General features: G+C 63.1%; 24 protein-coding genes. 11 read left to right on the forward strand and 13 right to left on the reverse strand.

Annotation, left to right across the window (positions count from 1 at the left end; all coding sequences use genetic code 11):
• Window positions 1-31 precede the first annotated feature (31 nt).
• The 5 genes from JRN21_02195 (at window position 32) to JRN21_02215 (ending at window position 6,325) form a co-directional block, all read left to right on the forward strand.
• Window positions 32-2,527 (forward strand): hypothetical protein, encoded by a 2,496-nt coding sequence (locus JRN21_02195; protein MDG6988116.1) that lies wholly within the window; start codon window positions 32-34, stop codon window positions 2,525-2,527.
• Window positions 2,528-2,719: 192 nt separating this feature from the next.
• Window positions 2,720-3,349, forward strand: coding sequence for a hypothetical protein (locus JRN21_02200; GenBank protein ID MDG6988117.1), 630 nt, complete (start codon window positions 2,720-2,722; stop codon window positions 3,347-3,349).
• A 59-nt stretch (window positions 3,350-3,408) separates the two neighbouring features.
• Entirely contained in the window at window positions 3,409-4,629 is a 1,221-nt protein-coding gene (locus JRN21_02205) for a DEAD/DEAH box helicase (GenBank protein MDG6988118.1), read from the forward strand.
• Between the two features lie 34 nt (window positions 4,630-4,663).
• Complete coding sequence (gene eif1A / locus JRN21_02210) at window positions 4,664-4,969, forward strand: translation initiation factor eIF-1A (protein ID MDG6988119.1); 306 nt, start codon at window positions 4,664-4,666, stop codon at window positions 4,967-4,969.
• Between the two features lie 45 nt (window positions 4,970-5,014).
• A complete protein-coding gene (locus JRN21_02215) occupies window positions 5,015-6,325 on the forward strand; it encodes an FAD-dependent oxidoreductase (protein MDG6988120.1) in 1,311 nt (436 codons plus the stop codon).
• 53 nt (window positions 6,326-6,378) lie between these two features.
• Here the strand turns inward: JRN21_02215 and JRN21_02220 are convergent, their stop codons facing one another.
• The 6 genes from JRN21_02220 to JRN21_02245 form a co-directional block, all read right to left on the reverse strand.
• Window positions 6,379-7,554, reverse strand: a complete 1,176-nt coding sequence (locus JRN21_02220) for an MFS transporter (GenBank protein ID MDG6988121.1) — start codon at window positions 7,552-7,554, stop codon at window positions 6,379-6,381.
• The gene (locus JRN21_02225; GenBank protein ID MDG6988122.1) at window positions 7,551-7,721 is read right to left on the reverse strand and encodes a hypothetical protein; all 171 of its coding nucleotides are present in this window, start codon (window positions 7,719-7,721) and stop codon (window positions 7,551-7,553) included. The genes JRN21_02220 and JRN21_02225 overlap by 4 nt, the downstream gene beginning before the upstream one ends.
• A gap of 382 nt (window positions 7,722-8,103) precedes the next feature.
• A complete protein-coding gene (locus tag JRN21_02230) occupies window positions 8,104-9,627 on the reverse strand; it encodes a hypothetical protein (GenBank protein ID MDG6988123.1) in 1,524 nt (507 codons plus the stop codon).
• 19 nt (window positions 9,628-9,646) lie between these two features.
• Complete coding sequence (locus tag JRN21_02235) at window positions 9,647-10,867, reverse strand: acyl-CoA/acyl-ACP dehydrogenase (GenBank protein ID MDG6988124.1); 1,221 nt, start codon at window positions 10,865-10,867, stop codon at window positions 9,647-9,649.
• 2 nt (window positions 10,868-10,869) lie between these two features.
• Window positions 10,870-11,298 (reverse strand): cobalamin B12-binding domain-containing protein, encoded by a 429-nt coding sequence (locus tag JRN21_02240; GenBank protein ID MDG6988125.1) that lies wholly within the window; start codon window positions 11,296-11,298, stop codon window positions 10,870-10,872.
• Window positions 11,299-11,470: 172 nt separating this feature from the next.
• Window positions 11,471-13,228, reverse strand: a complete 1,758-nt coding sequence (locus JRN21_02245) for a methylmalonyl-CoA mutase family protein (GenBank protein MDG6988126.1) — start codon at window positions 13,226-13,228, stop codon at window positions 11,471-11,473.
• An 83-nt stretch (window positions 13,229-13,311) separates the two neighbouring features.
• On the opposite strand from JRN21_02245, the gene meaB reads away from it, so the two are divergent.
• Window positions 13,312-14,220: a methylmalonyl Co-A mutase-associated GTPase MeaB gene (gene meaB, locus JRN21_02250; protein ID MDG6988127.1), complete on the forward strand. Its 909-nt coding sequence runs from the start codon at window positions 13,312-13,314 to the stop codon at window positions 14,218-14,220.
• Window position 14,221: 1 nt separating this feature from the next.
• Here meaB and JRN21_02255 read toward each other — a convergent pair whose 3' ends face one another.
• Together JRN21_02255 and prpB are read right to left on the reverse strand one after the other, a co-directional pair.
• The gene (locus JRN21_02255; GenBank protein ID MDG6988128.1) at window positions 14,222-15,337 is read right to left on the reverse strand and encodes a hypothetical protein; all 1,116 of its coding nucleotides are present in this window, start codon (window positions 15,335-15,337) and stop codon (window positions 14,222-14,224) included.
• Window positions 15,334-16,200, reverse strand: a complete 867-nt coding sequence (gene prpB / locus JRN21_02260; GenBank protein ID MDG6988129.1) for a methylisocitrate lyase — start codon at window positions 16,198-16,200, stop codon at window positions 15,334-15,336. The genes JRN21_02255 and prpB overlap by 4 nt, the downstream gene beginning before the upstream one ends.
• Before the next feature lie 111 nt (window positions 16,201-16,311).
• Between prpB and JRN21_02265 the strand changes: the two genes are divergently transcribed.
• The gene (locus JRN21_02265) at window positions 16,312-17,040 is read left to right on the forward strand and encodes an alpha/beta hydrolase (protein MDG6988130.1); all 729 of its coding nucleotides are present in this window, start codon (window positions 16,312-16,314) and stop codon (window positions 17,038-17,040) included.
• Window positions 17,041-17,097: 57 nt separating this feature from the next.
• Here JRN21_02265 and JRN21_02270 read toward each other — a convergent pair whose 3' ends face one another.
• Entirely contained in the window at window positions 17,098-17,856 is a 759-nt protein-coding gene (locus JRN21_02270; protein MDG6988131.1) for an ATP/GTP-binding protein, read from the reverse strand.
• A gap of 10 nt (window positions 17,857-17,866) precedes the next feature.
• Entirely contained in the window at window positions 17,867-18,682 is an 816-nt protein-coding gene (locus JRN21_02275; protein MDG6988132.1) for a competence damage-inducible protein A, read from the reverse strand.
• 39 nt (window positions 18,683-18,721) lie between these two features.
• Between JRN21_02275 and JRN21_02280 the strand changes: the two genes are divergently transcribed.
• Entirely contained in the window at window positions 18,722-19,018 is a 297-nt protein-coding gene (locus JRN21_02280) for an NUDIX domain-containing protein (GenBank protein ID MDG6988133.1), read from the forward strand.
• A 181-nt stretch (window positions 19,019-19,199) separates the two neighbouring features.
• On the opposite strand, the gene JRN21_02285 is transcribed toward JRN21_02280, so the two are convergent.
• Window positions 19,200-19,421 carry a hypothetical protein gene (locus JRN21_02285; protein MDG6988134.1) on the reverse strand — a complete coding sequence of 74 codons (222 nt, stop codon included), beginning with the start codon at window positions 19,419-19,421 and terminating at the stop codon, window positions 19,200-19,202.
• Window positions 19,422-19,531: 110 nt separating this feature from the next.
• Here JRN21_02285 and JRN21_02290 point away from each other — a divergent pair, with 110 nt between their 5' ends.
• From JRN21_02290 to rnz, 3 genes are read left to right on the forward strand one after another with little or no spacing between them, the layout of a single operon-like run.
• A complete protein-coding gene (locus tag JRN21_02290) occupies window positions 19,532-20,422 on the forward strand; it encodes a ribose-phosphate pyrophosphokinase (GenBank protein MDG6988135.1) in 891 nt (296 codons plus the stop codon).
• Window positions 20,412-21,368 carry a hypothetical protein gene (locus tag JRN21_02295; GenBank protein MDG6988136.1) on the forward strand — a complete coding sequence of 319 codons (957 nt, stop codon included), beginning with the start codon at window positions 20,412-20,414 and terminating at the stop codon, window positions 21,366-21,368. The genes JRN21_02290 and JRN21_02295 overlap by 11 nt, the downstream gene beginning before the upstream one ends.
• Window positions 21,347-22,291 carry a ribonuclease Z gene (gene rnz / locus JRN21_02300; GenBank protein MDG6988137.1) on the forward strand — a complete coding sequence of 315 codons (945 nt, stop codon included), beginning with the start codon at window positions 21,347-21,349 and terminating at the stop codon, window positions 22,289-22,291. The genes JRN21_02295 and rnz overlap by 22 nt, the downstream gene beginning before the upstream one ends.
• Before the next feature lie 121 nt (window positions 22,292-22,412).
• Here the strand turns inward: rnz and JRN21_02305 are convergent, their stop codons facing one another.
• Window positions 22,413-22,829: a hypothetical protein gene (locus JRN21_02305; GenBank protein MDG6988138.1), complete on the reverse strand. Its 417-nt coding sequence runs from the start codon at window positions 22,827-22,829 to the stop codon at window positions 22,413-22,415.
• On the reverse strand, window positions 22,822-23,379 hold the full coding sequence (locus tag JRN21_02310; GenBank protein ID MDG6988139.1) for an AAA family ATPase: 558 nt from the start codon (window positions 23,377-23,379) through the stop codon (window positions 22,822-22,824). Before JRN21_02310 ends, JRN21_02305 begins: the two co-directional genes overlap by 8 nt.
• Between the last annotated feature and the right edge of the window lie 4 nt (window positions 23,380-23,383).

Below are 23,383 nucleotides of genomic sequence, written 5' to 3' on the forward strand. Positions count from 1 at the left end.
ATACTGTTGGTGAGGTCGATGAGCGCAAGAATTGGTTCTAAAGCACCACGAGTTGGTGATTGCGAGCGTTGCCGTCGCCTTCTTGTTGAGCTTTAACGCGCTGGCTGCGGTCGCGGCCGGACCCAGTCCAGGAGCGGAGTACCTGCCGTCGTACTCAATCTATGGAACTCCGTCAGTACCAAGCAGCGTGTCGGTCCTTAACGCGACCAGTGAAACGTGGGGGCCGTACATCAACACTCTGTACATGACGTGGTTTACTACTTCTGAGGCGATTGTGGAGGCGCTCGTCAACGGCTACATTCAGTTCGACAGCGCCGGAGTCGGGAACATCCAGCAGTACAACCAGCTCCAGCCCTATACGCTCACGGGGCAGATCGCTATCAACATAACCGTGACGAACAGTTTCGGTTACATCGGGTTCAACACCAACAAGGGACTGACGTCGAACGTATGGGTCAGGAGAGGGCTCCAGCAACTGACCAACTATGCCGAGATGTCGCAGGCGCTCGACAACGGTATACTTGGACTAGCCTCGCCATACTACTTGTACCCGTCAGTGTACGGGTCCTACTTCACTACCGCTGAGGCTCAGGCGTACGCAAACTATGGAGCATACAACGTAGCGGCCGCAGAAGCCGACCTGGCAAAGGCGTGTTTCCCGACGGGCAGCACGAACTGCTTGGTTGACCACTCAGCCGCAGGATATTGGTCCTTCACCAACGGCACAAAGGTGGCCCCACTGTCCATATACACGAGCACGGGTCCCGGACTGCAGCTAGAGGACGCCCAAATCGAGGCTATGTCGAACAACGCGAACGCCATTAACTTCACAGTTAACATCACCCCGGTCAACTTCAACACCATCATCGACAGTATCCTTCCGACCGGATCGTTCGAGATGTACTTCCTAGGGTGGTCTCTGGGCACGCCAGTCACTCCCACTTGGATTTACTTCATATTCGGGAACTACGTCCTGAACACTTTCTACCAGGACTTCGTCAATCAGACGATGTGGAATGAGTTCAGCCTTCTTGAGAACTCTGCATCGACGCGGGCTCTGGCACAACAGTACACCCAGGTGTCTGCCGTCGACCTGCAGCTGCAGCTACCATACATCATGATGAGTTGGGGGACGAGCCTGACGCCAGTGAACGTACAGACATGGAAGGGGTACTACCTGGAGGCACCCTACGGGATCAACAACCAATTCCCTGGTGAGATCCATCCTGCCGGTTCGATCTTCGGAAGCCTCTACAGATTCGGGATGCCGCAGAACCCGGACACACTGAACTTCTACTCCGCGACTTCGTTGTACGACTTCCAGATTCTCGATAACTGGGTCGCGAACCCGCTGACCGTCTCCCCGAGCAACCCTGTAGGGATTGCCCCAGAGATTGCGTCGAACTACACGGTGGGCTCGCTTACCGGGACCGACCCGAACGGGCACTACGTGAACGGCACTGTGATCACGATGAACTTCAACCCGAACGCGTACTGGTCTGACGGAGTCCCGTTGACTGCAGCTGACTACAACTTCACACTATGGTACCTGGACCTCGGTGGCTTCTCAAGCAACCCATACAACCCCTCAAGTGGGGTCGTGAACATCGACCCTGGGGTATCAGTGAACTACACTGCGGAGTCTAGCGCGCCGGGCCTGGAGTACTTCGGCCTTGCATCTGGGATGGTCGACACCTACGTGCCGCCAAGCAACCCATACCAACTTCAGATTTTCTTCAACACGTCATCGATATTCAACCTAAACAACGTCTACGCGATCGGCTCAGGAATCATCCCGGAGCACATATTCGGCTCGATATCCCCTGTCACGCTAAACGGCGAGACGACCGCGCAGTACCTGTCCCAAGCGGTGGGCGCCGGTCCATACACACTTGCCGAATACAGTCCGACCAACTCGTACGCCCAGTTGCAGTACAACCCGTCGTTCTTCTTGACGAACCCGCTCTCTGTCCAGCTTAACGCGACCCAGGGGGGTACGGCCCTCTTCTCCATGACGGCAAGCACATGGAGTGGTTCGGGGCTCACGTCGAGCTCCACCGGCTTCACAGGCGCATACGCGCCGGTGACCGGCGCAAACGGCACAGTCTACGTGATTAACCCGACGACACAGGCCGTCGTAGCTTCGTACCCGCTTAATGTAGGAACCAACGGCCAGTACACGGCCCAGATCCCCACAGGATCACTCACAGCGGGGACCTCATACACACTGGACGCACAGCTATCATGGACGGGATTGCAGTACATGGACTTCGCGAACGGCGGGACGACTGGAACCACCTACTACTACCACCAGTACTCGACGCTGAACGTGCTTGCCGCTGGTCCAACTAGCTCGCAGTCGACAACGGCGCCGACGACCCCCAGTACCACCGCGCAATCAACGACCGCTCCCGTCGCTTCTTCTAACACTGCTCTGTACATCGTGGCCGCAATCGTCGTAGTCGCAGTCGTAGTACTGATAGCCGCCCTGGTGACGAGAAGGGGCGGTAAGGCAGCGCCTGCGTAGCAGTAGTGAGGAAGAGATGGCCATCAGTTTGATGAACGCGTCGAGATTCCCATTGTCCCGCGAGTCGGGGACATCGAGCTTAAATCGGTGCAATGGCGTGGTGGTGCCGTAAGGATGAACAGGAAAGCGTGGAACCATGCCGTTCCAAAGGCTGCTTGTATCGCAGGCATCGCATCACTTTTGCTTCTAGGAATGTCAGTGACGCCAGCGATGGCGCAGTCGTCCGGATGGGGAATGACTCTGACCTTCTCATCCTCACTCCAGACGGGCCAGAACCAACTAATCACTGCACTTGTTACCTTCAATGGGGTCCCGACAGACCCGGCTGTAGTCAATGCAACCCTAATTACCCCGGAGGGGACCCAGGTAAGCCTAACTGGCTTCCTCGATGTAACGACCGGCCTCTGGCAGACGCTTTACAGGATTCCTGACACCGGGTCGTACTTCCTTGCAGTGACAGCGTACAACGGCACTGAAACGATTACCGCGTGGGGTACATTCAGCGGGCTGGAGTCGAACACCGCGGGCCTCACCAACATCGCCACCAGCATCGGCTCGGTCCAGGGGAACCTCACTCAAGTGAAGAGCATGCTGTCGGCGATACAGAGTTCTGACACCTCACTGGGCAACCAAATCACCAGCGGGAACAACGGGATTCAGTCCTCGATAGCCGGGCTGAGCTCTCAGCTTAGCAGCCTCGCGAACACCGTCTCGTCTGTTTCGACGAGCGCGTCGAACGCCGAATACTACGCGTTAGGTGCGCTCATAGTAGCGCTGATAGCCGTGGTCGTCGGGGCCTACGGCATCATGAAGAAACAGTAGGCACTGCGACTGTCTAACAACCGATATCCATACATCCGTTCTCTAGGACCCCCCTTCGCTTGAGCAGTTTCGAGGTTCTGCCGCTCCGACCCAACATCCTGAAGGGCGTCCTGGCCGCAGGATACATCAGGCCGTTCCCCGTGCAGGCGCAGGCCGTCGGCCCCCTTATCGACGGGAAGGACTTCGTCGGGCAGGCGAGGGCGGGGTCCGGCAAGACGCTGGCTTTCGGGATCCCCATGGTCCAGGCAATCGACGAACGCCAACGGGAAGTCCAGGGGCTGATCCTGGCTCCTACCAGGGAGCTCGCCGTGCAGATAACCCTCGAGCTGCAGAAGATAGGGTCCTTCACGGCCGTGAGGGTCGTGACCGTGTACGGGGGGCAGTCCATGAACACCCAGCTCGACGCTCTGAGGAGGGGCGCCCACATAGTTGTAGGCACTCCAGGCAGGACCATCGACCACATCAAGAGGGGGACCCTGAGGCTCGATTCTGTCCGCTTCGCGGTCCTCGACGAGGCGGACGTCATGCTAGACATGGGCTTCATCGACGACGTCGACTTCATCCTCGGCAAGACCCCCCGCGGGCGGCAGATGGCCCTGTTCTCGGCCACCATGCCAGGTTCCATCCTCCGGCTGTCGCAGAGGTACATGAAAGATCCGGTGAAGGTGATGGTGGACGAGAACGTCACCTCAGCCGATACGCTGGAACAGCTCTACGCGAGGGTCGAGCGTGACAAGAAGCTGGAACTGCTTCTAGACATCCTCGAAAAGGAGAGCCGGAAGAGCGCTGTGATATTCTGCAGGACCAGGCACGGCACCATCCGGCTGGCCAGGGAGCTGGAGAGGCGGTTCCACAGCGTCGTGTCCCTCCACGGCGACCTGACCCAGAACCAGAGAGACCGCGCCATGGCGCTCTTCAGGTCGGGGAAGGCGGACATCCTGGTAGCCACCGACGTGGCCAGCAGGGGGCTCGACATAAGACAGGTGGACTGCGTGATCAACTACGACGTCCCCGAAGACCCGGTGGTCTACTTCCACAGGGTCGGGAGGACGGCCAGGGCGGGAGACGTGGGACGGTCCTACACGTTCGTCAGCCGCGACGAGGAGCACGACTTCGCCCGGATAACCGCCCGCGCAAGCGCTCCCGTAAAGCCGCTGAGGGAGGAAGACGCCAGGAGGCCGCAGGGGCCGGTCCTGTCTTCGAAGGGCGCGCACCCATGGAGGCACGGCCGTCGGGAAAGGCACAGGGGGAACCCCGGGCGCTGGCGCCGATACCATTAAAATAACGCTTGGGCCGGCGTCCCCCTGGAACAACATGGGGAAGAGGAAGGTCCTCAGCGAGGCGAACCTGAAGGAACTGGTCATGCCCCAGCAGGGAGAGATCCTCGGCAGGGCCATCAAAATGACGGGCGGAGACCAGGTGATAGTGAAATGCGCCGACGGGGCGACCCGGATGTGCCGGATCAGGGGGAAGCTCAAGAGGAGGATGTGGATCCGCGAAGGCGACATCGTCCTCGTCGCCCCTTGGGACTTCGACAACTCCAAGGCTGACATCCTCTGGCGCTACATCAAGGCACACGCCGACTGGCTCGACGCCAACGGATATCTGAAGGGCGTATAGCAACAAGAGATTAACGCCGCTGCCGTCAGGCCTCAGCCCATGGCGGTGCCCCGTCAGACGGACGTCCTCGTCCTGGGGGCGGGGGTGCTGGGTGTGACGGTAGCCTACTGGCTTACCTCGCTCTACGACTGCACCGTGACGCTGGCGGACCGGTCGCCATACGCGGGGGCAAACGCCACCGCCAGAAACACCGGGGTGATCCACCGGCCCTTCTACCTCGACCCTGTGAAGAAAAGGGTCTTTGCCAGGTCGGCCCTGATCTCCCGCGGCCTCTGGAAGGCTTTCGCCGAAGAGGAGGGGCTCCCATGGAGCCCCACTGGGACCTACAACGCTGCGGTGGAAGAGCGCGAGATCCGTACCCTGGAGACCTACCGGGCCTGGGGTGTCGAGAACGGGATGGACGCGACGGAGATGGAACTCCTCGATGCGCGCGAAGTGAGATCCCGAGAGCCAGAGGTCACCTGCAGGGCTGCGCTCTACTCCAAGACCGATGTGTCGGTAGACTTCGCCGCGTTCACCCGCCGCATCCTGCGGCGGCTGCTCTCAAAGGGGGTGGGGTTCCTCGGAGGCCGCGAGCTGACAGGGGTCAGGAAGGAGGGTGGGGGGGCGCTCGCGGAGTTCGAGTCCGCGGACGGCAGGGAGCTTGTCAGGTGTGGTTTCCTGGTCAACGCCGCCGGAGGGGGTGCCCTCGGCGTCGCCCAGCGCATGGGGTTCGCCCGGAGGTTCGCGGCCCTGCACTTCCGAGGGGAGTACTGGGTGGTGGAGGGTCCGCTCTCCTCGAAAGTCACGTCCAACGTCTACAGGCCGCCGAGGTTCCCTCAGTATCCCTTCCTAGACCCTCACTTCGTGGTGAGGGCGGACGGGTCCAGGCAGATCGGCCCTAACGCGGTCGTGGTCCCCGGGCCATACGTCTACTCCGGAGCCGGCCTTACAAAGCTCCCCCAGGTCCTCGAGCGCCCGGCCGCGCCGAAGGTCAGGCTCTTGGCCGACAGGGGCTTCGCGTCGCTGGTCCTGCGAGAGTGGAGGAGCTCCCTCTCGAAAGGCGTCATGTGCGGCAGGGTCAAAGAATTCATCCCAGCCCTGGAGCCTTCAATGCTCAAGAGGCATGCCGTGTTCGGGGTCCGTAGCTCCGTCGTCGATGCCCAAGGGTTCGTCTCCGAGGCGCTCCTCTTCAAGGGGGAGGGTTCGGCTCACATCATCAACTACAACTCCCCAGGCGCTACCGGAGCCCCCGCTTACTCTGCCAGGGTCGTGGACGAGCTCCGTTCGGCAGGCCTCCTCGCGCGGCTGAGGCCCAGGAAGGAGAGCGTCGGACTCCCGGGATGGTCTTTCGACGACGTGATCGCAGGGTTCTAGGCCAGGGCGAGCCTAGCCGGCTGAAGGACCGTCCCGTGGAGGGACCGGGCGTCTCACCGGTACCGCTTGCGGTATGTAACGAAGGCCATGAGGTCGTAGGCGACCTTTGCAGCGCCCCCGGCGAAAGGGAGCCCTCCAACCAGCCCCGCCCCCAGCATCGCGGCCGACACAGGGCTGGCGAAGAACGTCCCTGCGCTCCTCACCGTGTTGGTGACGGCGTAGGCCTGGACCCGCTCCTCCTTCTGGAACATCTCGGTCATCAGCGCCTGTCTCGTGGGGACGTCCATCTGCGAGAGGCTCTGACGGAGGAAGAGGAACGCGAGCGCGAGCGTCAGCGACCCTGCGGCCCCCATGAGGATCAGGAACGCGTTCGAAGCCAGGTGGGTGTAGACCATGGTGCGCAGGTTTCCGACCCTGACGGCTATGAATGCCGACCCATAGGTGGATGCAGCGGAGATGAGGGTCGCCACGAAGAACACCAGGCCGAGTGCGGCCAGGGTCAGGCCATAGGTCGAGTTGAACCAGATGGACAGGAGGTAGGTCGTGGCGAAGACCCCCCCGAAGGCGTCCACCGAGAACAGGCCAGAGAGCCTGACCAGGTCCTTTTTCCCCTGGGGCGTGAGGTTGGCGAACCCCGGCCTAGTCGCCCTGCTTCTCTCTAACCCATGCAGCCCGCTGTATGTCACGAAGAGTATGGCGCCGGCGAGGGCGAACCCAGCGAAGGCGGCGTGGAAAGCGAAGACCCTGTCGCCCAGGAAACCTGGGCCCGACGCCGCCAGCTGCCCCAGCGCGGCCGCCGAGTACCCTATCATGTTGTACCTTCCGAAAACCTTGACGCTCGTCCCCGAGCCAGCCAGGTCTGGGAGGGCCCCTGCCTCTATAGACTGGAACGGCCCCGCCTCAGTCCCTGTGCTGCTTATGTTCCCGATGAGGCACGCGCCCAAGATAGGTACCGCCGCCGGGGAGACCACCAGGATGACCCCGGCCACCACCATGAGCAGGCTGAACGCCTGCAGGAGCCGCCTCCTCCCCACGGCCGAGTCGAGGTAGGTCACAGTGACGTTGGAGAGGGCGTTCCCTGCGACTATGGCGACCAGGGCTAGCCCCTGGAAGAAAGGGCCGTACCCGAGAGCCCTGAGATAGAAGGGGATCGAGATGCTGAGGAGCCCAGAGACGAAGACCCTCACCGCCTTGACGAAGTAGACCCTGCCGGGCCCTTGGCGAATCACGAATGTCGGCCCTTCCTCACCGCGCAGCAGGCGCGGACCGTCTCCACCGTCACCCTTTCAGCCGTGGCGTCTTCGAACCCTTCGGACTCCATCGTTCCCTGAAGCCTTCCGTCCCAGCGGGTGTCCCAGATTGCCTGCTTCAGCGATTCGCCGTCCCCTTTCTCCAACCGGGCTCCTGTCGCTCCCCCACCTCTTATCACCTTTCGGGGATGGAAGTCGGGCCGCCACCTCTCGCAGGCGAGCTTCCGTCACCATTCCCTCATGACCGCAAGCTGTGTCCCAGTCTGGTCCTTGCTGGCTCCGTCGGTCCGCTTCGACAGGATGGCCGGCATGATCCCGGTCTGCCCTTCTGGCCGTGGGGGTGTCAGCGCAGTCGTTCGATGCCACGACCCCAACAGGCCTTTGAAGGAGTTCCTCATGCGCAGGCATCTTATCGTCCTGGCCGTGGCGTCTCTCGCCTCAGCCCTGGACATAGGGCCTCCTCTATGTCCTGATGTATGCCGCTCTCCTCGTCCCCGGCAGGCGGGCTCGCGGGGTCACCCCGCGTCGCTAGGTGACCACCAGGAAGACGAAGGCCGACTGCTGCACCCCACCATCCGTGACGGTCACTGCGACCGTGTAGTCCCCCGCGGGGAGGGACGCGGCGGCAGTGATCTGGACCTTCAGTTCGTAAGAAGTCCCACTTGGAATCGTCGGGACGGACGGGGAGACCGTTATCCGGACGGGAATCGAGTCAGGATTCTCCGTGTCTGACACGTTCACTCCCAGGGGGGTCGACCAGCTCCCTGTCACGCTCAGGTCTACCGACGCGGTCCCTCCGGGAGAAAGATAGAGCGTGTCGTTAGCAGGGGGCGAGATGGAGAAGGCCGGGACGAAGCTAGCGTTCACGAATCCCACGTAGTTCCCCGAGAGCGACGTGAACCACATTCCGCCCGTCCCGGGAGCCATAGAGACGTCGTTCTGGATACCGCCGGCGCCGGAGGCAGGAGGGTCTGACTCGCTGTACTCGGTGAGCGTCCCGGAGGCCTGATGGAGCTCTGCGATCCTGTTGGCATAGTGCTCGTTGAACCAGACCTCGGTTCCGGCCGAGTAGATCACATAGGGGAGGGTGGTGTAGCTCCAGGGGACCAGCGAGGTGGGGTATCTAGTCCACTGCCCGGTGGCGAAATCATAGCTCACCACGCTCGAAGCGCCGTGCTGAGCCACCCATACCCTCCCGTCTGAGAAAGACACGCTGTCGGGAAGGACCAAGGTGTAGTTTCCCCCTACCCTTGTGACCGGGACGTCCGTGGAATTGATGGAGGGGTCGAAGGCGTAGATGTGGCCGGTGCATATGCACGACCCGTTCGACGTAGTAGCCTGGTTGAGCGCGGCGATGAACGCCAAAGACGAGTTGACGAAGTCGACCTGTATTGGCTCGTCATACCTGCTCACGCCGAGCAGGTTCACCGCCGACACCGTCAGGTTGGGGGAGACGCGCCCAAGCTGTGCGGGATACTGGGTTATGTTGTCCGACGTGTACCACAGGTTGTCGTGCGGCCCGACAGCCAGCCAGTAGGGGTAAGGCGCCTTGGCCGTAAGGTTCACGGCCTCTGTCGAACCTGTCGCGGGGTCGACCCCTATTATGGTCCCCGCGCCGTTGTTCGCGTACATGTCGGCGGCCCAGACCATGCCGTTCCAGATTGCGATCCCGGACGACTGCGACTGGTCCAGGCAGTCCGGGGGTTTCGGCGTGGGGAACCCCGGCCACGCGTACTCGACCAGGGTCCCGTTGTCTGGAAAGAGGTGTGCGACCCCCGGTAACTCCTGCTCCGCGAACCAGACGGACCCGTCGGGAGCCGCGATGACGCCGTTGGGAATCCTGCCCTGGCTCGGGAGTGCCCACTCGGTCACCGCTCCGAATGTCGTGCTAGCAAGCTGGGTAGACGAGTGCGTCCCGCCGGGGATCGGGTCGCACTGGGAAAGCGAGGCAGTGGAGGTTCTGCCTTCGAAGACCGGGGCTCCATAGGCGGCGAAACCGGCGGCCGCCAGGATAGCGAGCACAGCCACGGCGGCGACCGCGTTCCTACGCAAAAGGGGGCTCCCGCAGGCTCTACGAGTACGCCTCGAACCCCTTGCCTAGGGCCCCGAGCGCCAGCTTCTGTTCCATGATCTCGTTCGCGCCCTCGTAGATCATCGTCACCCTGGTGTCCGCGAAGTGCCTCGCCGGCCTCCCTTCGAAAGAGTAGCCGTTCGCCCCGAATATCTGCACCGCTCTGTTGGCGGCGTCGAACGATGCGTTGGCTGCAAAGTACTTCGCCCGGGCGCACCAGATGTCTGTTGCGTCCCTGAGCCCAAGGTTGGTCGGGTCCTCTTCGTACTTCTGCTTGACGAACGCCGCCTTCAGTAGAAGGAGCTTGGCCGCTTCGAGGTTCGTGGCCATCAGCCCGATGTGCCTCTGCACCAGCTGGTGCTTCCCGATCGGCTTGCCGTGCTGGAACCTGACCCCCGCATACTTCACCGACTCATTGAGGCAGTCCTGTATTACCCCCACGCACCCCGCGGCGACGCTGAACCTGCCGTTCATCAGCCCGGACAGCGCCACAGACATCCCCTTCCCCGGAGGACCGAGCACGTCCTCCTTCGAGACCTCCACCTTGTCAAGGTAGACGGTCGAAGTGTCTGCGGTCGGGAGCCCGAGCTTGTGATGGATTATCTCGGCTCTGTACCCGGGACTCGTGGTGTCGACTATGAACCCGCACATCCCCTCCCTCTTCCCCTTGGGGTAAGCGAAGACCAGGATGTACTTCGAGGACGAGCCAAGGGATATCCACATCTTCTGCCCCGATATTGCGTACTTCCCTCCCTTCTCCTCGAAATATGTGGTCAGCGACGCGGGGTCGCTCCCGGCGTTGGGTTCCGTCAGCCCGAAGGCGAGTATGGCGTCCCCTCTGCTGGCTGCCGGGAGGATCCTGTCCTTCTGCTCCTCAGTCCCCCAGTGCTGCACCGTCATCTCCCCCAGTGCCATGTGGACCGAGAAGAAGGTCCTCACCCCCGTCCCTTCCCTGCCTATCCTCTCGATGGCCAGAGCGTAAGTCACCATGTCTGCCCCCTGTCCGTCTCCGTACTTCCTGGACACAGGAAGCCCCAGGAGATGCGCCTTGGCGAAGAACGGCCTGACCTGGTCGTTCACCTTGCGGTCAAGGTAATACCTGTCCTCTATCGGGCGGAACTCCTTGCAGGTCGCGTCAATCTGCTCCAGCATGAGCGTCTGCTCTTCAGAGACGTCGAAGTTCATCTTTGACAGGTTCATGAACTCGTCCTGCCTCCGCACCGCTACTTCCACCTCTCCTCTCGCACGCGCCCTCTCACGTGTTCCACGATCTCTTCGAACGAACTCCCCGGCCCGTATAAGCCAGTAATCCCTAATCGCACGAGTTTAGGCTTGTCTTCCTCCGGGATTATCCCTCCTCCCACCACCACGATGCCCTTCCCTCCCATCCTGTCGAGGAGCTTCTTCACCTTAGGGAACGCGGTCATGTGCGCCCCATTGAGGAGTGAGAGCGCGACCACGTCTACGTCCTCGTCTATGGCCATCTGCGCCACCTGCTCCGGCGAGGGGAGGAGCCCGCTGTAGATCACTTCCATCCCAGCGTCCCTGAACGCCCTGGCCAGGACCAGGACCCCCCTGTCATGCCCGTCCAGCCCGGGCTTCGCTACAAGTATCCTGATCTTCCGCTGAATGGTAACTGACTTCTTCGCCATCTCTGTCGAAGGCACCTACCCGGGACTTTCAAAGCTTTTGCCCTAGCCGGGGCCCATGGTCCTCATCGCCATCGGGCGGCTTGAGACGGCTCCCGGGGCGGTCAGGGCCCGGACCTGTCGCGCCTTGCACGCATCAGGACGCGCCCAGGAGGGATGCGCCAGTGCCAGGGCGCTAGATGATCATCGGCTCGCGGTAAGTCCCCCACGCCCTCCGTCCGACCCCTACAATCTCCCCCAGGGTCGCGTACTGCGTGACAGCGTCGAGCATCGGGTAGATCGAGTTGGCATCCTCCCTTTCGAACGCCTTCTCCAGCTTCGCCAGCGCGGTGTTCACTTTCGTCTCGTCCCTCGCCTTCTTCACCGAAGCGAGCCTCTTCGTCTGTGCACGCTGCGCTCGGAAGTCTATCTTCAGCGTCTCGATCGGCTCCTTCTCTGTTTTCGCATACTTGTTCACCCCCACCACCGAGTCCTTCCCTTCCTCGACCCTCCTCGAAAGCCTGTAGGAGTTCTCGGCTATCTCCCGCTGGAGGTATCCGGACTTGATCGCCTTCAGCAGCCCGCCGGCGGCCTCAATCCTATCGAAGTACTTGTACGCCTCCTCCTCCATCTGCTCGGTGAGCCACTCGACGTAGTACGAACCGCCCAGGGGGTCCGCGACGGCGGGGGCCCCTGTCTCCTCGGCTATGATCTGCTGCGTCCTGAGGGCCACTTCGACCGCCTGCTCTGTGGGGAGCGCCCAGGCTTCGTCGTACGAGTTGGTGTGAAGGGACTGAGTCCCGCCCAGGACAGCCGCCAGGGCCTCTATGGCTGTCCTTACGACGTTGTTCAGAGGCTGCTGCCAGGTGAGCGAAGCCCCCGACGTCTGGGTGTGGAACCTCATCAGGAGGCTCCTCTTGTCCTTCACCCCGTACTTGTCCCTGAGCACCGTCGCCCAGATCTTCCTCGCCGCCCTGAACTTCGCGATCTCCTCGAAGAAGTCCATGGTGGAGTTGAAGAAGAAGCTGAGCCGCGGAGCGAACTGCTCCACCTCCAGACCTGCCTCCAGTCCGAGCTCCACGTACCCGAACCCGTCTGCGAGCGTGAACGCGAGCTCCTGCACCGCGCTCGACCCCGCTTCTCTGATATGATACCCACTGACGCTGATGTAGTTCCAGAGGGGCATCTCCTTGGACGAGAAGACCATGAGGTCCCTCACCAGTCTGAGATGAGCTTCCGGGGGATAGACCCACTCCTTCTGGGCGATGTACTCCTTCAGCATGTCCGCCTGCACCGTCCCCCTGAGTTTCGCCATGGGCACCCCCTGCTTCTTGGCCACCCCGGCGTACATGCAGGTCAGCACCGTCGCAGGAGCGTTGATCGTCATCGACGTGCTCACCTTCCCCAGGGGGATCCCCCCGAAGATGACCTCCATGTCCTTAAGGGAGGACACGTTGACCCCGCACCTCCCCACTTCTCCGTGGGCCCGCTCGTGGTCGCAGTCGTATCCGTAGAGGGTGGGCATGTCGAAGGCTACGCTGAGCCCCGTCTCGCCGTGCTCCAGCAGCATCTTGAGCCTCCTGTTGGTGTCCTCGGGGGTACCGAACCCGGAGAACATTCTCATGGTCCAGAGCCTCCCCCGGTACATGTTCGGATAGACCCCGCGCAAGTACGGGTAGACCCCCGGGTATCCCTGGTCCGAGTAGTCGGCGTCGGAAACGTCGTCTGGAGTGTAGAGGGGCTTGAGGGGGATTCCGGAGGCCGTCTGGACGTCCTTCCGTTCTTCCGGGGTCCTATCGGCCCACTCCCTGAGGACCGTGTCCTGCCACTGCTTCACCCCCTTCCTCACCTGCTCGAGCGCCTTCTTGTCGTAGAGTCTTCCCGGGGCTGCTCTCCGCTCCACCACCGACTTCGCCTTCCTCTTCCAGTAGAGGTCCTTCCCTCCTCTGAGCAACACTTCCCGCCGCCCTGTCCCAAGAGATAAAGAATCCTCTCGAACCGATAAAAGAGGCACCAGGGACGGCCGGCCTCACGACGTTGCAGATCGCTCAACTGAGCGCGGCCATAAAGAAGGGAGACAGGGCGGCCCTCGCCAGGGGGATCACTCTCGTCGAGAACGAGCCTTCCAAGGCGTCGGCCCTCATGAAGCGCATAGGGAGCGGCGGCAGGGCGTTCGTCCTGGGGGTCACCGGACCTCCGGGCACCGGCAAGAGCACCCTCGTGGACCAGCTCATAGAATCGCTTCGCACAAGGGGCCTTAAGGTAGGGGTGATAGCGGTCGACCCGACGAGCCCCATCACCGGAGGTGCCCTGCTCGGGGACAGGATACGGATGACCAGGCACACTGGGGACAGGAACGTCTACATCCGGAGCATGGCGTCGAGAGGGTGGTCCGGGGGGCTCTCCATGGCCACGGCGCAGGCCATCAGGCTGTTGGACGCCGCCGGGTTCGACATCGTACTCCTCGAGACGGTGGGTATCGGCCAGTCAGACATCGAGGTAGTGGGGGTGTCACACGCTGTCCTGGTCGTGCTCATGCCGGGTCTCGGGGACGACATCCAGATATCGAAGGCGGGCCTCATGGAGGTGGGTGACATCTACGTGGTGAACAAGGCGGACCTCGAGGGGGCGGACCGCATGGTGGTCGACATCCTGTCGCTTTTCCAGAGGGGGAGGCACAGGCCGCCCGTGCTGAAGGTCTCCGCCCAATCGGGGGAGGGGTTAGAGAAGCTCCTGCGATCGGTCGACGAGATACGCGGGAAGTTCGAGGCCGGGGACGAAGTGCTCAGGCTGAGGGGGATCCGGGGCCTTATCGTCGAGACCGCCCGCGGGGCGGCCCTGGCAAGGTTTACCGCGGTCTCGGAAGCGAAGGCGGACCATCTGGCGAGGCTCGTCGCCGGGGAAAAGATTACGGTGGAGGAGGCTGCGGCCAGGCTGGCCGCCTAGGTCATCGCTTCTCTATGGGGACGTACCCGAGTCCCGACGGTCCCAGATATGTGGAGTCAGGGCGTATCAGTTTGTTGTCCTGCACCTGCTCGTTGTAGTGGGCCATCCATCCGAAGATTCTGCTCGCCGCGAAGATGGGGGTGTACAGGGGGATCTCGATCCCGAGCGCGTAGAAGATGGGGGCAGCGTAATAGTCGAGGTTAGGAGGGATCTTCTTCCTCTCCCACATCTCCGTCTCCACCGCCTCGCAGAGCCTGTAGAGCCTGTCGTCCCGTCCGCGCCTCTTCAGAATCTCCCTCAGGTACTCCTTGCAGAGCCTGGCGCGCGGGTCGAACTGCTTGTAGACGCGATGGCCGAAGCCCATCAGCTTCTTCCCCTCCCTGAATGTCGAGTCGACGAAGGCGGCGGCGTTCTCCGGGTCCTTCACCCTGAGGAGCGTCTCCATGGCCGCCTCGTTGGCGCCCCCGTGGAGCGGCCCCTTCAGGGCGGCCAGCCCGGCCGAAGCTGCTGCGTACGGGTCCGCCAGGGTCGAGGCGACGACCCTCACCGTGAAAGACGACGCGTTCATGTCGTGTTCCATGTAGAGCACAAGGACCCTCTCGAACGTCCGGCGCTCGAACTCTGTATGTTCCCCGGCGGTGAGCATCTGCAGCAGGTTGTCGGCGAACCCGAGCCGCTCCTTGGGGAGACGCGGGGCGCCGCCCTCGGGGACCCTCCTGGAGTTAGCGGCGAGGACCGACGTCTTCGCCTCTATCGAAAGCTCCCTGTCCGGGAGCGACTTTTCCGAGTCGATGCTCCCGAGGGCGGAGACCCCCGTTCGGATGGCGTCTATCGGGTGCGCCCCCTTCCCGAGGCTCCGCATTATGTCGAAGACGCTGTCTTCGACCCCGGACGTCCCTGCGAGGCTGGAGGAGAACTCGCTGAGCTCCCTCTTCGTGGGTAGCTTCCCATTCAGGACGAGGTACGCCGCCTCCTCGAACGTCGCGTTGGCAGCGATATCCGAGATGGGATACCCCCGGTATATCAGGGTCCCGTCCCCTTCGCTCTTCGAGATGCGGGTGTCGGCGACCGAGACTCCGGCCAGCCCCCGGGGGGCTCTGTACAGCTCGTCTTTCACCGTCGTTTCGGTCCCCTCCTGAGCTCGCTGGCCGCCCTCATGGCCCTTTCGTCGGCCTCCTCGAACCTGTGGTAGTCGATGAGGTCATAGAACTCGCTCCGGGTCATCAGCGAGCCCAGGACCCCTTTCTGGGTCCCCTCGGACCTCAGGGTGGCGTACACGTCCTTGACGCTCTTCATCATGGCCCTGAAGGCCGTCACAGGAAAGATGACCATGTTGTACCCCATGCCTTCGAACTCTGCCGCCGAGATATAGGGGGTCTTCCCGAACTCCGTCATGTTCGCCATGAGAGGGGCGCTCACCTTCCTTCTGAACTCCTCGAACTCTCCCCGGCTCTCCAGCGCCTCAGGGAAAATCACGTCGGCGCCCGCCCTCTCGTAGTCTCTCGCCCTTCTCACGGCCCCGTCCAGTCCTTCTCCGGCCCTCGCGTCGGTCCGGGCGATCACGAGGAGGTCCTTCCCCGCGGACTCCTTCGCCGCCACCAGCTTCTTCGCCATCTCGTCGACTTCGACCAGCTCCTTCCCCTCCAGGTGCCCGCACTTCTTGGGGAGGACCTGGTCTTCGATGTGAATGGCCGCGACCCCCGCGCTCTTCATCTCATCCACCGTCCTGGACACGTTCACCGCCTCCCCGAACCCAGTGTCAGCGTCGACCACGAGGGGGACCGAAACCTTCGCCGTGATCTGACGAGACGCCTGCGCTACTTCGCTGAGGGTGGTTATCCCGAGGTCAGGCAAGGCCAGGAGGCTCGAGAACCCCGCGCCTGAAAAGTAGAGCGCCCTGAACCCTGCCTTCTCCGCCAGCTTCGCCACGGCAGGGCTGAAGACCCCCGGGGCCACCACGATCTTCCCTCCGGTCAACATCTTCCAAAGGGCGCTGGCCTGGCTCAAAGACCGCTCTTCCCTCTGCGCCTCTCTCAGCCGCTTTAGGCTTTGCCCCGTCAGGATTAAAACGAGCAGAACCCGGTCGGGGCTGTGTTCGACTTCGACACGTACGCCTCCCCCCACGACGCGGTCTTCGTCCATGGGGCGGGAGGGAACAGCCTTCTGTGGAGGAGGACGCTGAAGAACCTCTCGGGGGGGAGCAGGGCCCTGGCCGTCAATCTCCCCGGTCACCCTGCCGGGGACATCACCTGCAGGAGCGTGAAGGAGTACGTCGAAGCGCTCCACGGCTTCCTGGAAGGGGCCGGGCTCGACAGGCCCGCTGTGTGCGGGCACTCTATGGGAGGAGCCGTCGCGTTGAGCCTCGCGATAGAGCACCCGGGCGACCTCGGCGGGCTGATCCTCGTGAGCACCGGCGCCAAGCTCGGGGTGGACCCCCAGATACTCGAGGGGTTGAAGGACAGCCCCATGAAGACCATCGAAGGGGTCATCACACCCTGGAGCTTCGCGTCCATTGATTTGGGCCTGGGCAGAGAAGCGAGGGCAGCGCTCTCGGTCTCCAACCTCCCGGTCTTCCTGAACGACTACGAGGCGTGCAAGGGGTTCGACGTGCGCCAGGGTCTGTCTAAGATCTCGGCCAGGACCCTCGTCGTCTGCGGCGACAAGGACAGGATGACCCCTCCGAAGTGGTCCCACTTCCTGGATGCCCACATCCAAGCGTCTGAGCTCCGCTTCATCAAAGACTCGGGGCACATGCTCCCGCTCGAGAAGCCCGAGTCGCTCGCACGGGCGATCCAGGGTTTCCTCGAAGGGCTCCGCTGAGCGCCCGACCTCCGCCATGAAGAACGGTCCAGGGCTTTTCCAGCGGCCCCTGTCCGGCTAGTCCGTGAACTCCTCTCCGCCCCGGGCTATCCTGGTCATCTCTCCGACCAGCGCGATCAGCCCTTCCTGCGTCGTCGAAGAAACTGGGTAAAGGTCGGCGCCGAAGGAGAGCCTCCTGATGCTCCTGAAGAGCTCGGAGTAGAGAGAGTACTGCTCCCCGTCCTTGGTCCCGGAAAGCGCGTCCTCGAAGACCTTCGTGTCCCTGCTCCACTCGGTTATCCGCTTCACCCCGTCCCTGGCGATGTCTCTCTTGGTGAGGACTGTTATCCGTGGGATCTTCAGCCTCAGCCCCACTGACGCCGAGAGGAGGGCGAGGGAGAGGAAGTTGGCAGGGGTGCTCGCGAGGAGAGGGTCGAGCAGGAAGAGGAGGAGCTTGGAGTCCGCCTTCGTTTCGCCGACGATGAACTCTCCGCTCTCTCTGAATGCGAAGAGCTCCGTCTGCCCGGGGGTGTCGACTATGACGTTCTCCGCCTTGAACGAGTCTATCTCCTCCTGGATCTCGGACAGGCGGGTCGCTGTGAGGTCCGCGGCCAGGATGAGAGCGCCGTTGGGGCCCAGACCGTACTCCTCCATGACTCCCTGAAGCTGTATCCTGTCCCTCACGTCCACGTCAGGCTCGTACGGGAGCGCGACGACCCCGGGGTCGAGGTTGACGGTGATCGCGTCCTCTCCCCTGTTGACGTACCAGTTCTTCAGCGCCCCCGTCAGGAGGGACTTTCCCGACCCTGCCGTCCCGGTGATGAATGTGACGTCCATGTGAACCCACCTATGTGGTCGAGCTCCGGGCCGGCCCGACCTTCCCGCCCAGCTCGATCACCTTGGAGCGCATCTCCTCCGCTACCACGTCCCCCTCTCTGTCCGCCGCGGCCCTATCCGCGTCTATCACGGCTATGTCCAGCTCCATCTTCGAAACGCCGCCTTTCACCCCCCTTGGGTGGGACTTTATGTACGCGGCAGGGTGCTTCCTGAGCTCTCGCGCGAGGACCGGGGCGAGGGCCGACTCCGGTACCCCCTCCAGCTTCATGGTGACGTATCTCCTGTGCATCTTCCCCAGCCTTGCCCTGACCTCCGGTTCCACCGACCTTCTGTATATGCTCCTCATCTCGGCGGGGACCCCCGGGAGGCAGAACACCACGGTCTTCCCTGCGGCCAGCCTCACCCCTGGAGCTGTCCCCTCGTCGTTCTTCAGGGGCCTGGCCCCGGCCGGAAGGGTCGCCATCTTGACCCTGGCCGGAGTGAGCTCCATGTCCGCGAATCCTGCAGCCGCATAGTGCTCCCTTATCATCGCAAGCGCCTCCCAGTTCTTCTTCAGAGGCTTCCCAAGCGCGCCAGCCACTCCCAGCAGGGTCATGTCGTCGGGGGTCGGCCCGAGCCCTCCGACCACCACGATGAACTCGGGCGAACGGGCCAAGACCCCTTTCAGCGCCTCCCCGATCTCCTTCAGGTCGTCGTCGACGGTGGTGATCTCCTTCAGCATCGAGCCCATCCTCGCGAGCCTCTTCCCCACCCAGTGCGCGTTGGAGTTCATGGTCCTCCCTATGAGGAGCTCCTTCCCCACGGTGAGCATCTCGACCCTTACCAAGGCGTCTGGGTCCGCCCGGCAGGGCTTAAAGCGAGTCCCATGTCACTTCCTCCTGGATCGACGCCGCCTCGGCGGATTGTGCTGGGGGCCGGGACCGTGGTGCACAGAGGCGGGAGGTTGCTGGTGGTGAAGAGGGCGGAAGACCCGCATCGGGGGCTCTGGGCTTTTCCAGGAAGAAAGGTCGAAGCCGGGGAGACCCCCATGGAGGCGGCGCTGAGGGAAACCAGGGAGGAGGTGGGCCTGGACGTGGAGATAGAAGGCATCTTCGACGTGGTGACCTATTTCCCAAACGAGCTGGGAAAGGGAGTGCGGGACCAGGTCGTCCTAGTCGACTAACTTGCGAAGCCCGTGAGGGGGAGGGTAAGGATCAACGACGAGTCGACGGCGTTCAGGTGGGCCCTTCCATCGGAGCTCGCCCGCCTGGGCACCACCCGCCAGATGATCGCCTGCGCGATGAAGTACGCAGAGATGGAGGTCCGATGACCTGCCGCGCCTGCAGCTTCGGCCCTTCGCCGCGCTACTTCTCTTTGTTCCCGCTCAGCCACCACTCAAGGTAGTCGGCCTGCTGCCTGGAGCGTTTCCGTCTCTCCTCGTCTTCGGGGTCTCCCTTTGCTTTGAATCTGGCGTCTGAAAGCTGGTCCCTGGTGAGGAACGCGCCGCACTTCTTGCACCCGTACCTCTTGGTCGGGGCGTCGTACAGCAGTATACCTGCGTGGCACTCGGGGCATGTCTGATCCAACACGAATCGGAGCCCATCCGCGCCGCCGTGTCCTTAACGGTTTCCCTTCCCACGGATTAAGGCTGCAATTCGTTATATAGAGATGAGAGATGAGCCGTTCCGATTAACAAGTGGCCGAAAGGGTTGTCCTCGCGGGCCCCGCCTCGGAAGAACTGGGGAGGTCTGTGGCGGAGAAGCTCGGCCTCCCGCTGCTGGATGCCGAGTTCAAGGTCTTTCCCGACGGTGAAACGAAGTTCACCGTCAGCGACAAGGTCTCGGGAAAGGGGGTCGTCATCGTCCAGTCGACCCACCACCCCGTCGACCAGCACCTCTTCCAGCTCCTCCTCGCCTCCCACCAGCTGAGCGAAGAGGGGGCGAAGGTCACCGCCGTCGTCCCCTATCTGGCCTACGCCAGGCAGGACAAGCAGTTCCTCCCGGGGGAGGGGGTGACCTTGGGGGTGGTGGCGCACCTGATGCGTTCAGTCGGGGTGCGGAGGCTCGTCACCGTAGACATACATTCAGCGGAGGGGCTCGCGCTCTTCTCCTTCCCCACGTACAGCGTGTCTGCGATACCGAGCCTGGTCGCCTACGCCAGGGAGACCCTCGGCCTGAAGGACCCGGTGGTCATCTCGCCTGACTTCGGAGGGTCCAAGAGGACCGAGGCGTTCGCCTCGCTTTACGGCGCGCCGTTCCTGCAGCTGTCGAAGTCTAGGGACCGCACCAGCGGCGAGGTCACGGTGAGGGAGTCGAAGCTCGACGTGGAAGGCAAGGAAGTCGTGATAGTGGACGACATAATCAGTACCGGGGGGACCGTGAATGCGGCAGCGCAGACCGTGATGAAACAGGGGGCAAAGCGGGCGCTGGCCATCTGCGTCCACGGGCTCTTCGTAGGGAGCGCAGTCGAGATCCTCGAAAGGGCATCGGTGAAGACCATCGTAAGCACTAACACGGTCCCCGGCCGGTTCAGCCAGGTTGACGTCTCGGACGCTATCGCTTCGCACCTCAGGACATTTGAAGAATAAGGCCCTCGTCCTCCTGTCGGGCGAGCCCGGCTCTATCCCGGCAGCCGAGGCCAGAGCCCTCTTCCGGGCCTACGACCACTCGACGACCTTCGAACAGCCGTCCCCCAGAGTGGTCGTAGCCGAGTCGGCGGCGGACCCCTTCCTGGTGGGCCGAAGGATAGCCTTCGCGCGGCGGGTCGGCGTCGTCGTCCGCGGCCCTCGGGACGCCGGGCCTCTCCTGAAGGGGAGGAAGGTCAGGTTCAGATGCTTCGACCTCCGGCCGGGGCGCGCACCACCGGACCCGGAGCCGTATCTGAGGGGGGTCGACGCCGAGGTCGACCTGCGCGCCCCCGAGTTGGAGATGACCCTCGTCAGGGGAGACGAAGAGTACCTGGCGGTCACCTCGCCTGGGACGATGCTGCAGGGGTGGTCTGTCAGGCGCCCAAGGAGGCGGCCCTTCTTCCACCCATCGGCAATCTTCCCGAAGCTGTCCCGGGCACTGGTGAACCTCACCGGGTGCGCGGCCGGAGACGTGCTACTCGACCCCTTCGCCGGGACGGGGAGCCTCCTCCTGGAGGCGACTCTCGTGGGGGCCCGTGCGGTGGCGATAGACCAGGTCAAGGGGATGGCCCTAGGAGAGGTCGAGAACATGAAACACTTTGGTCAGGAGTGGCTTGGCGTCCTGCGGGCCGACGCTGGAAGCATCCCGCTGAGGAGGGTGGACGCCGTGGCGACCGACATGCCCTACGGAAGGGTCTCGAGCACCAGGGGGAAAGAGCCCGAAGAGATACTCAGCGGCCTCTTCGCCGCGCTCGGAGAGATAATGCCCCCCGGCGGCGCGCTGGTGCTCATGCACCGGAAGGAGGTGTCAGTGTCAGGGGAGCACCTCTTTTCGGTCGTCGAAGAGCACGACCTTCACGTTCATAAGCTCCTGACGAGGACAATATCGGTCCTCAGGAGGAGATAGTTTCGGTAAAGCTCGCGGTCACTTTTCTCGGGACGAGCTCTGCCGCCCCTACGAAGGAGCGGGGGCTTCCGTCCATAGCCGTAAGGCGGGAAGGGGACGTCGTTTTGATGGACTGCGGCGAGGGGGTGCAGCGCCAGGTCCTGGCGCATTCCATCGGCCTCGGGAAGGACATGGTGGTCTTGGTCACCCACCTCCACGGCGACCACGTGACGGGGCTCCTGGGGCTCCTCCAGACCATGAGCCTCGCCCAGAGGCGGAAGCCCCTTGACCTGGTCGGCCCGCCGCCGCTCCTGCGCTGGCTCCAGGTGACTTCCGACCTCCTCCACGTGAGTCTGACCTTCCCCATCAGGTTCACCCCTGTAAAGCCCGGGATCGTCTTCCGTGCCCCTGGCTTCCGGATAAGGGCCGCCAGGGCGGTCCACTCGGTGGAGGCCTACAGCTATCTGATCGAGGAGAGCGGCCGTCCCGGGGTGTTCCATCCCGAGAAGGCGAAGGCCCTCGGGGTCCCCGAAGGGAAGCTCTGGTCTGCCTTACAGAAGGGGAGGACGGTGTCGGTTCACGGGAAGAAGGTCAGGCCGTCCGCTGTCACGGGACCCCCTCGGCCGGGAAGGCGCATAGGCTACTCCGGCGACACCCGCCCTTCGCCACAGCTCGCCCGTTTCTTCTCCGGCTGCGACCTTCTGATCTTCGACTCCACCTTCAAGGGAAGCGACGGGGACAAGGCGGTGGCCAGGAAGCACAGCACGTGCATCGAAGCCGCCGAGATGGCGAAGAAAGCGAAGGCCCGGAGGCTTGTCCTCACCCACTTCAGCGCCAGATATACGAGCACGGCCCCCCTGGTGAAGGAGGCCCGGAGGGTGTTCCCCGCCGTCATGGCGGCCTCAGACGGCCTCACGGTAGAAGTGGACTACCCTCCCTCCTGACTCCGTCGCGGCGCCCCGTCTCTCTTCTCCCCATGAACATCGGCCAAAGGACGCTGTCACCCGGTCCGCCAGGCGCGCCGGCCGAAGAGGCTGTCAGGCACCGGGGTCGGCGCTGGCCGCCCTATCTGGAGGCAGGCTCTCCTTCGTAAACGGTCAGCCAATCGACGACCTCCTCCAGCTTGGGGGATGATATGGTGAGGTGGATAGGCCCCAGGGGCGACTCGCCGGGGCTCCCGCAGACGGCCATCACTCCTGCGGCCGCGGCTTGCCTGTTCAACATCATCGACGTCGTCTTGCCGGTCCCGTTCAGCAGGAGCTGTCTCCTGGCGACGGAGCGGACGTGCCTGTCTCTGAGCTGGTTCCTGAGGAGGACCAGCGCTTCCTGGTCGTCGCGGACCAGCCTGACGCCGCCCGCTCTGACAGAGACCGACCCGGGGTCAGCCCCCGCGACGTTCGCCACCGCTCCGGCCACCTTCACAGGGTCTTCGGAGGGGGAGACCGTGGCCTCCAAGGTCACGTGCACGGGGAGGTCAGGCACGGGATCCTTTCACCCATCGCTCGACCAGCTTCGCGACGTCCGCCGCGAGCTCTTCGGGGGTGTCCCTCTGGTTCGACACGGTCTCGTCCGCCAGCGCTATGGCCTCGCCGATCCCCACGTCCAGCTCCCTGCGGTCCCTGGCTGCGAACATTTCATAGCTCAAAGGGTCGTCCTTCCTCCCCCTCTCCTTCAGCAGCTCGAAACGCCTGGACGGGGATGCGGTGACCGCCACGAGCAGGACCGCGGCCTTCTTCCGGAACGCTTCCACCTCGGTCATCGACCTGATGCCGTCCACGACTACTTTCTCCGACCCAGAATCCTCCATCTGCTTGAGACAGAGGTCGGCCACGGCGGATGGCCCGCCCTCCTTGCGCAGTAGCTTCATGACCTCTCCCGTATTCCTGGCGTCGGGGTCCAGCCCCCTCCGCTTCGTCTCGGCCCTGATGACGTCTCCCATGACGACCCGGCTCCATCCTCCCTCGACCAGGACCTTGGTTGCGGTCGACTTGCCGGCTCCCGGCATCCCCGTGACTGCGACTATCCGGAGCAACTCT

The organism is Nitrososphaerota archaeon, assembly GCA_029785825.1.
Lineage (GTDB): Archaea > Thermoproteota > Nitrososphaeria > Nitrososphaerales > Gagatemarchaeaceae > UBA183.

What these genes read in the sequence shown, in the direction of transcription:
- JRN21_02280 (MDG6988133.1), top strand. Translation starts at nt 18,722, where the DNA reads ATGTCACTTCCTCCTGGATCGACGCCGCCTCGGCGGATTGTGCTGGGG.
- JRN21_02270 (MDG6988131.1), bottom strand. Translation starts at nt 17,856, where the DNA reads ATGGACGTCACATTCATCACCGGGACGGCAGGGTCGGGAAAGTCCCTC.
- prpB (MDG6988129.1), bottom strand. Translation starts at nt 16,200, where the DNA reads ATGTTGACCGGAGGGAAGATCGTGGTGGCCCCGGGGGTCTTCAGCCCT.
- JRN21_02200 (MDG6988117.1), top strand. Translation starts at nt 2,720, where the DNA reads ATGTCAGTGACGCCAGCGATGGCGCAGTCGTCCGGATGGGGAATGACT.
- eif1A (MDG6988119.1), top strand. Translation starts at nt 4,664, where the DNA reads ATGGGGAAGAGGAAGGTCCTCAGCGAGGCGAACCTGAAGGAACTGGTC.
- JRN21_02240 (MDG6988125.1), bottom strand. Translation starts at nt 11,298, where the DNA reads ATGGCGAAGAAGTCAGTTACCATTCAGCGGAAGATCAGGATACTTGTA.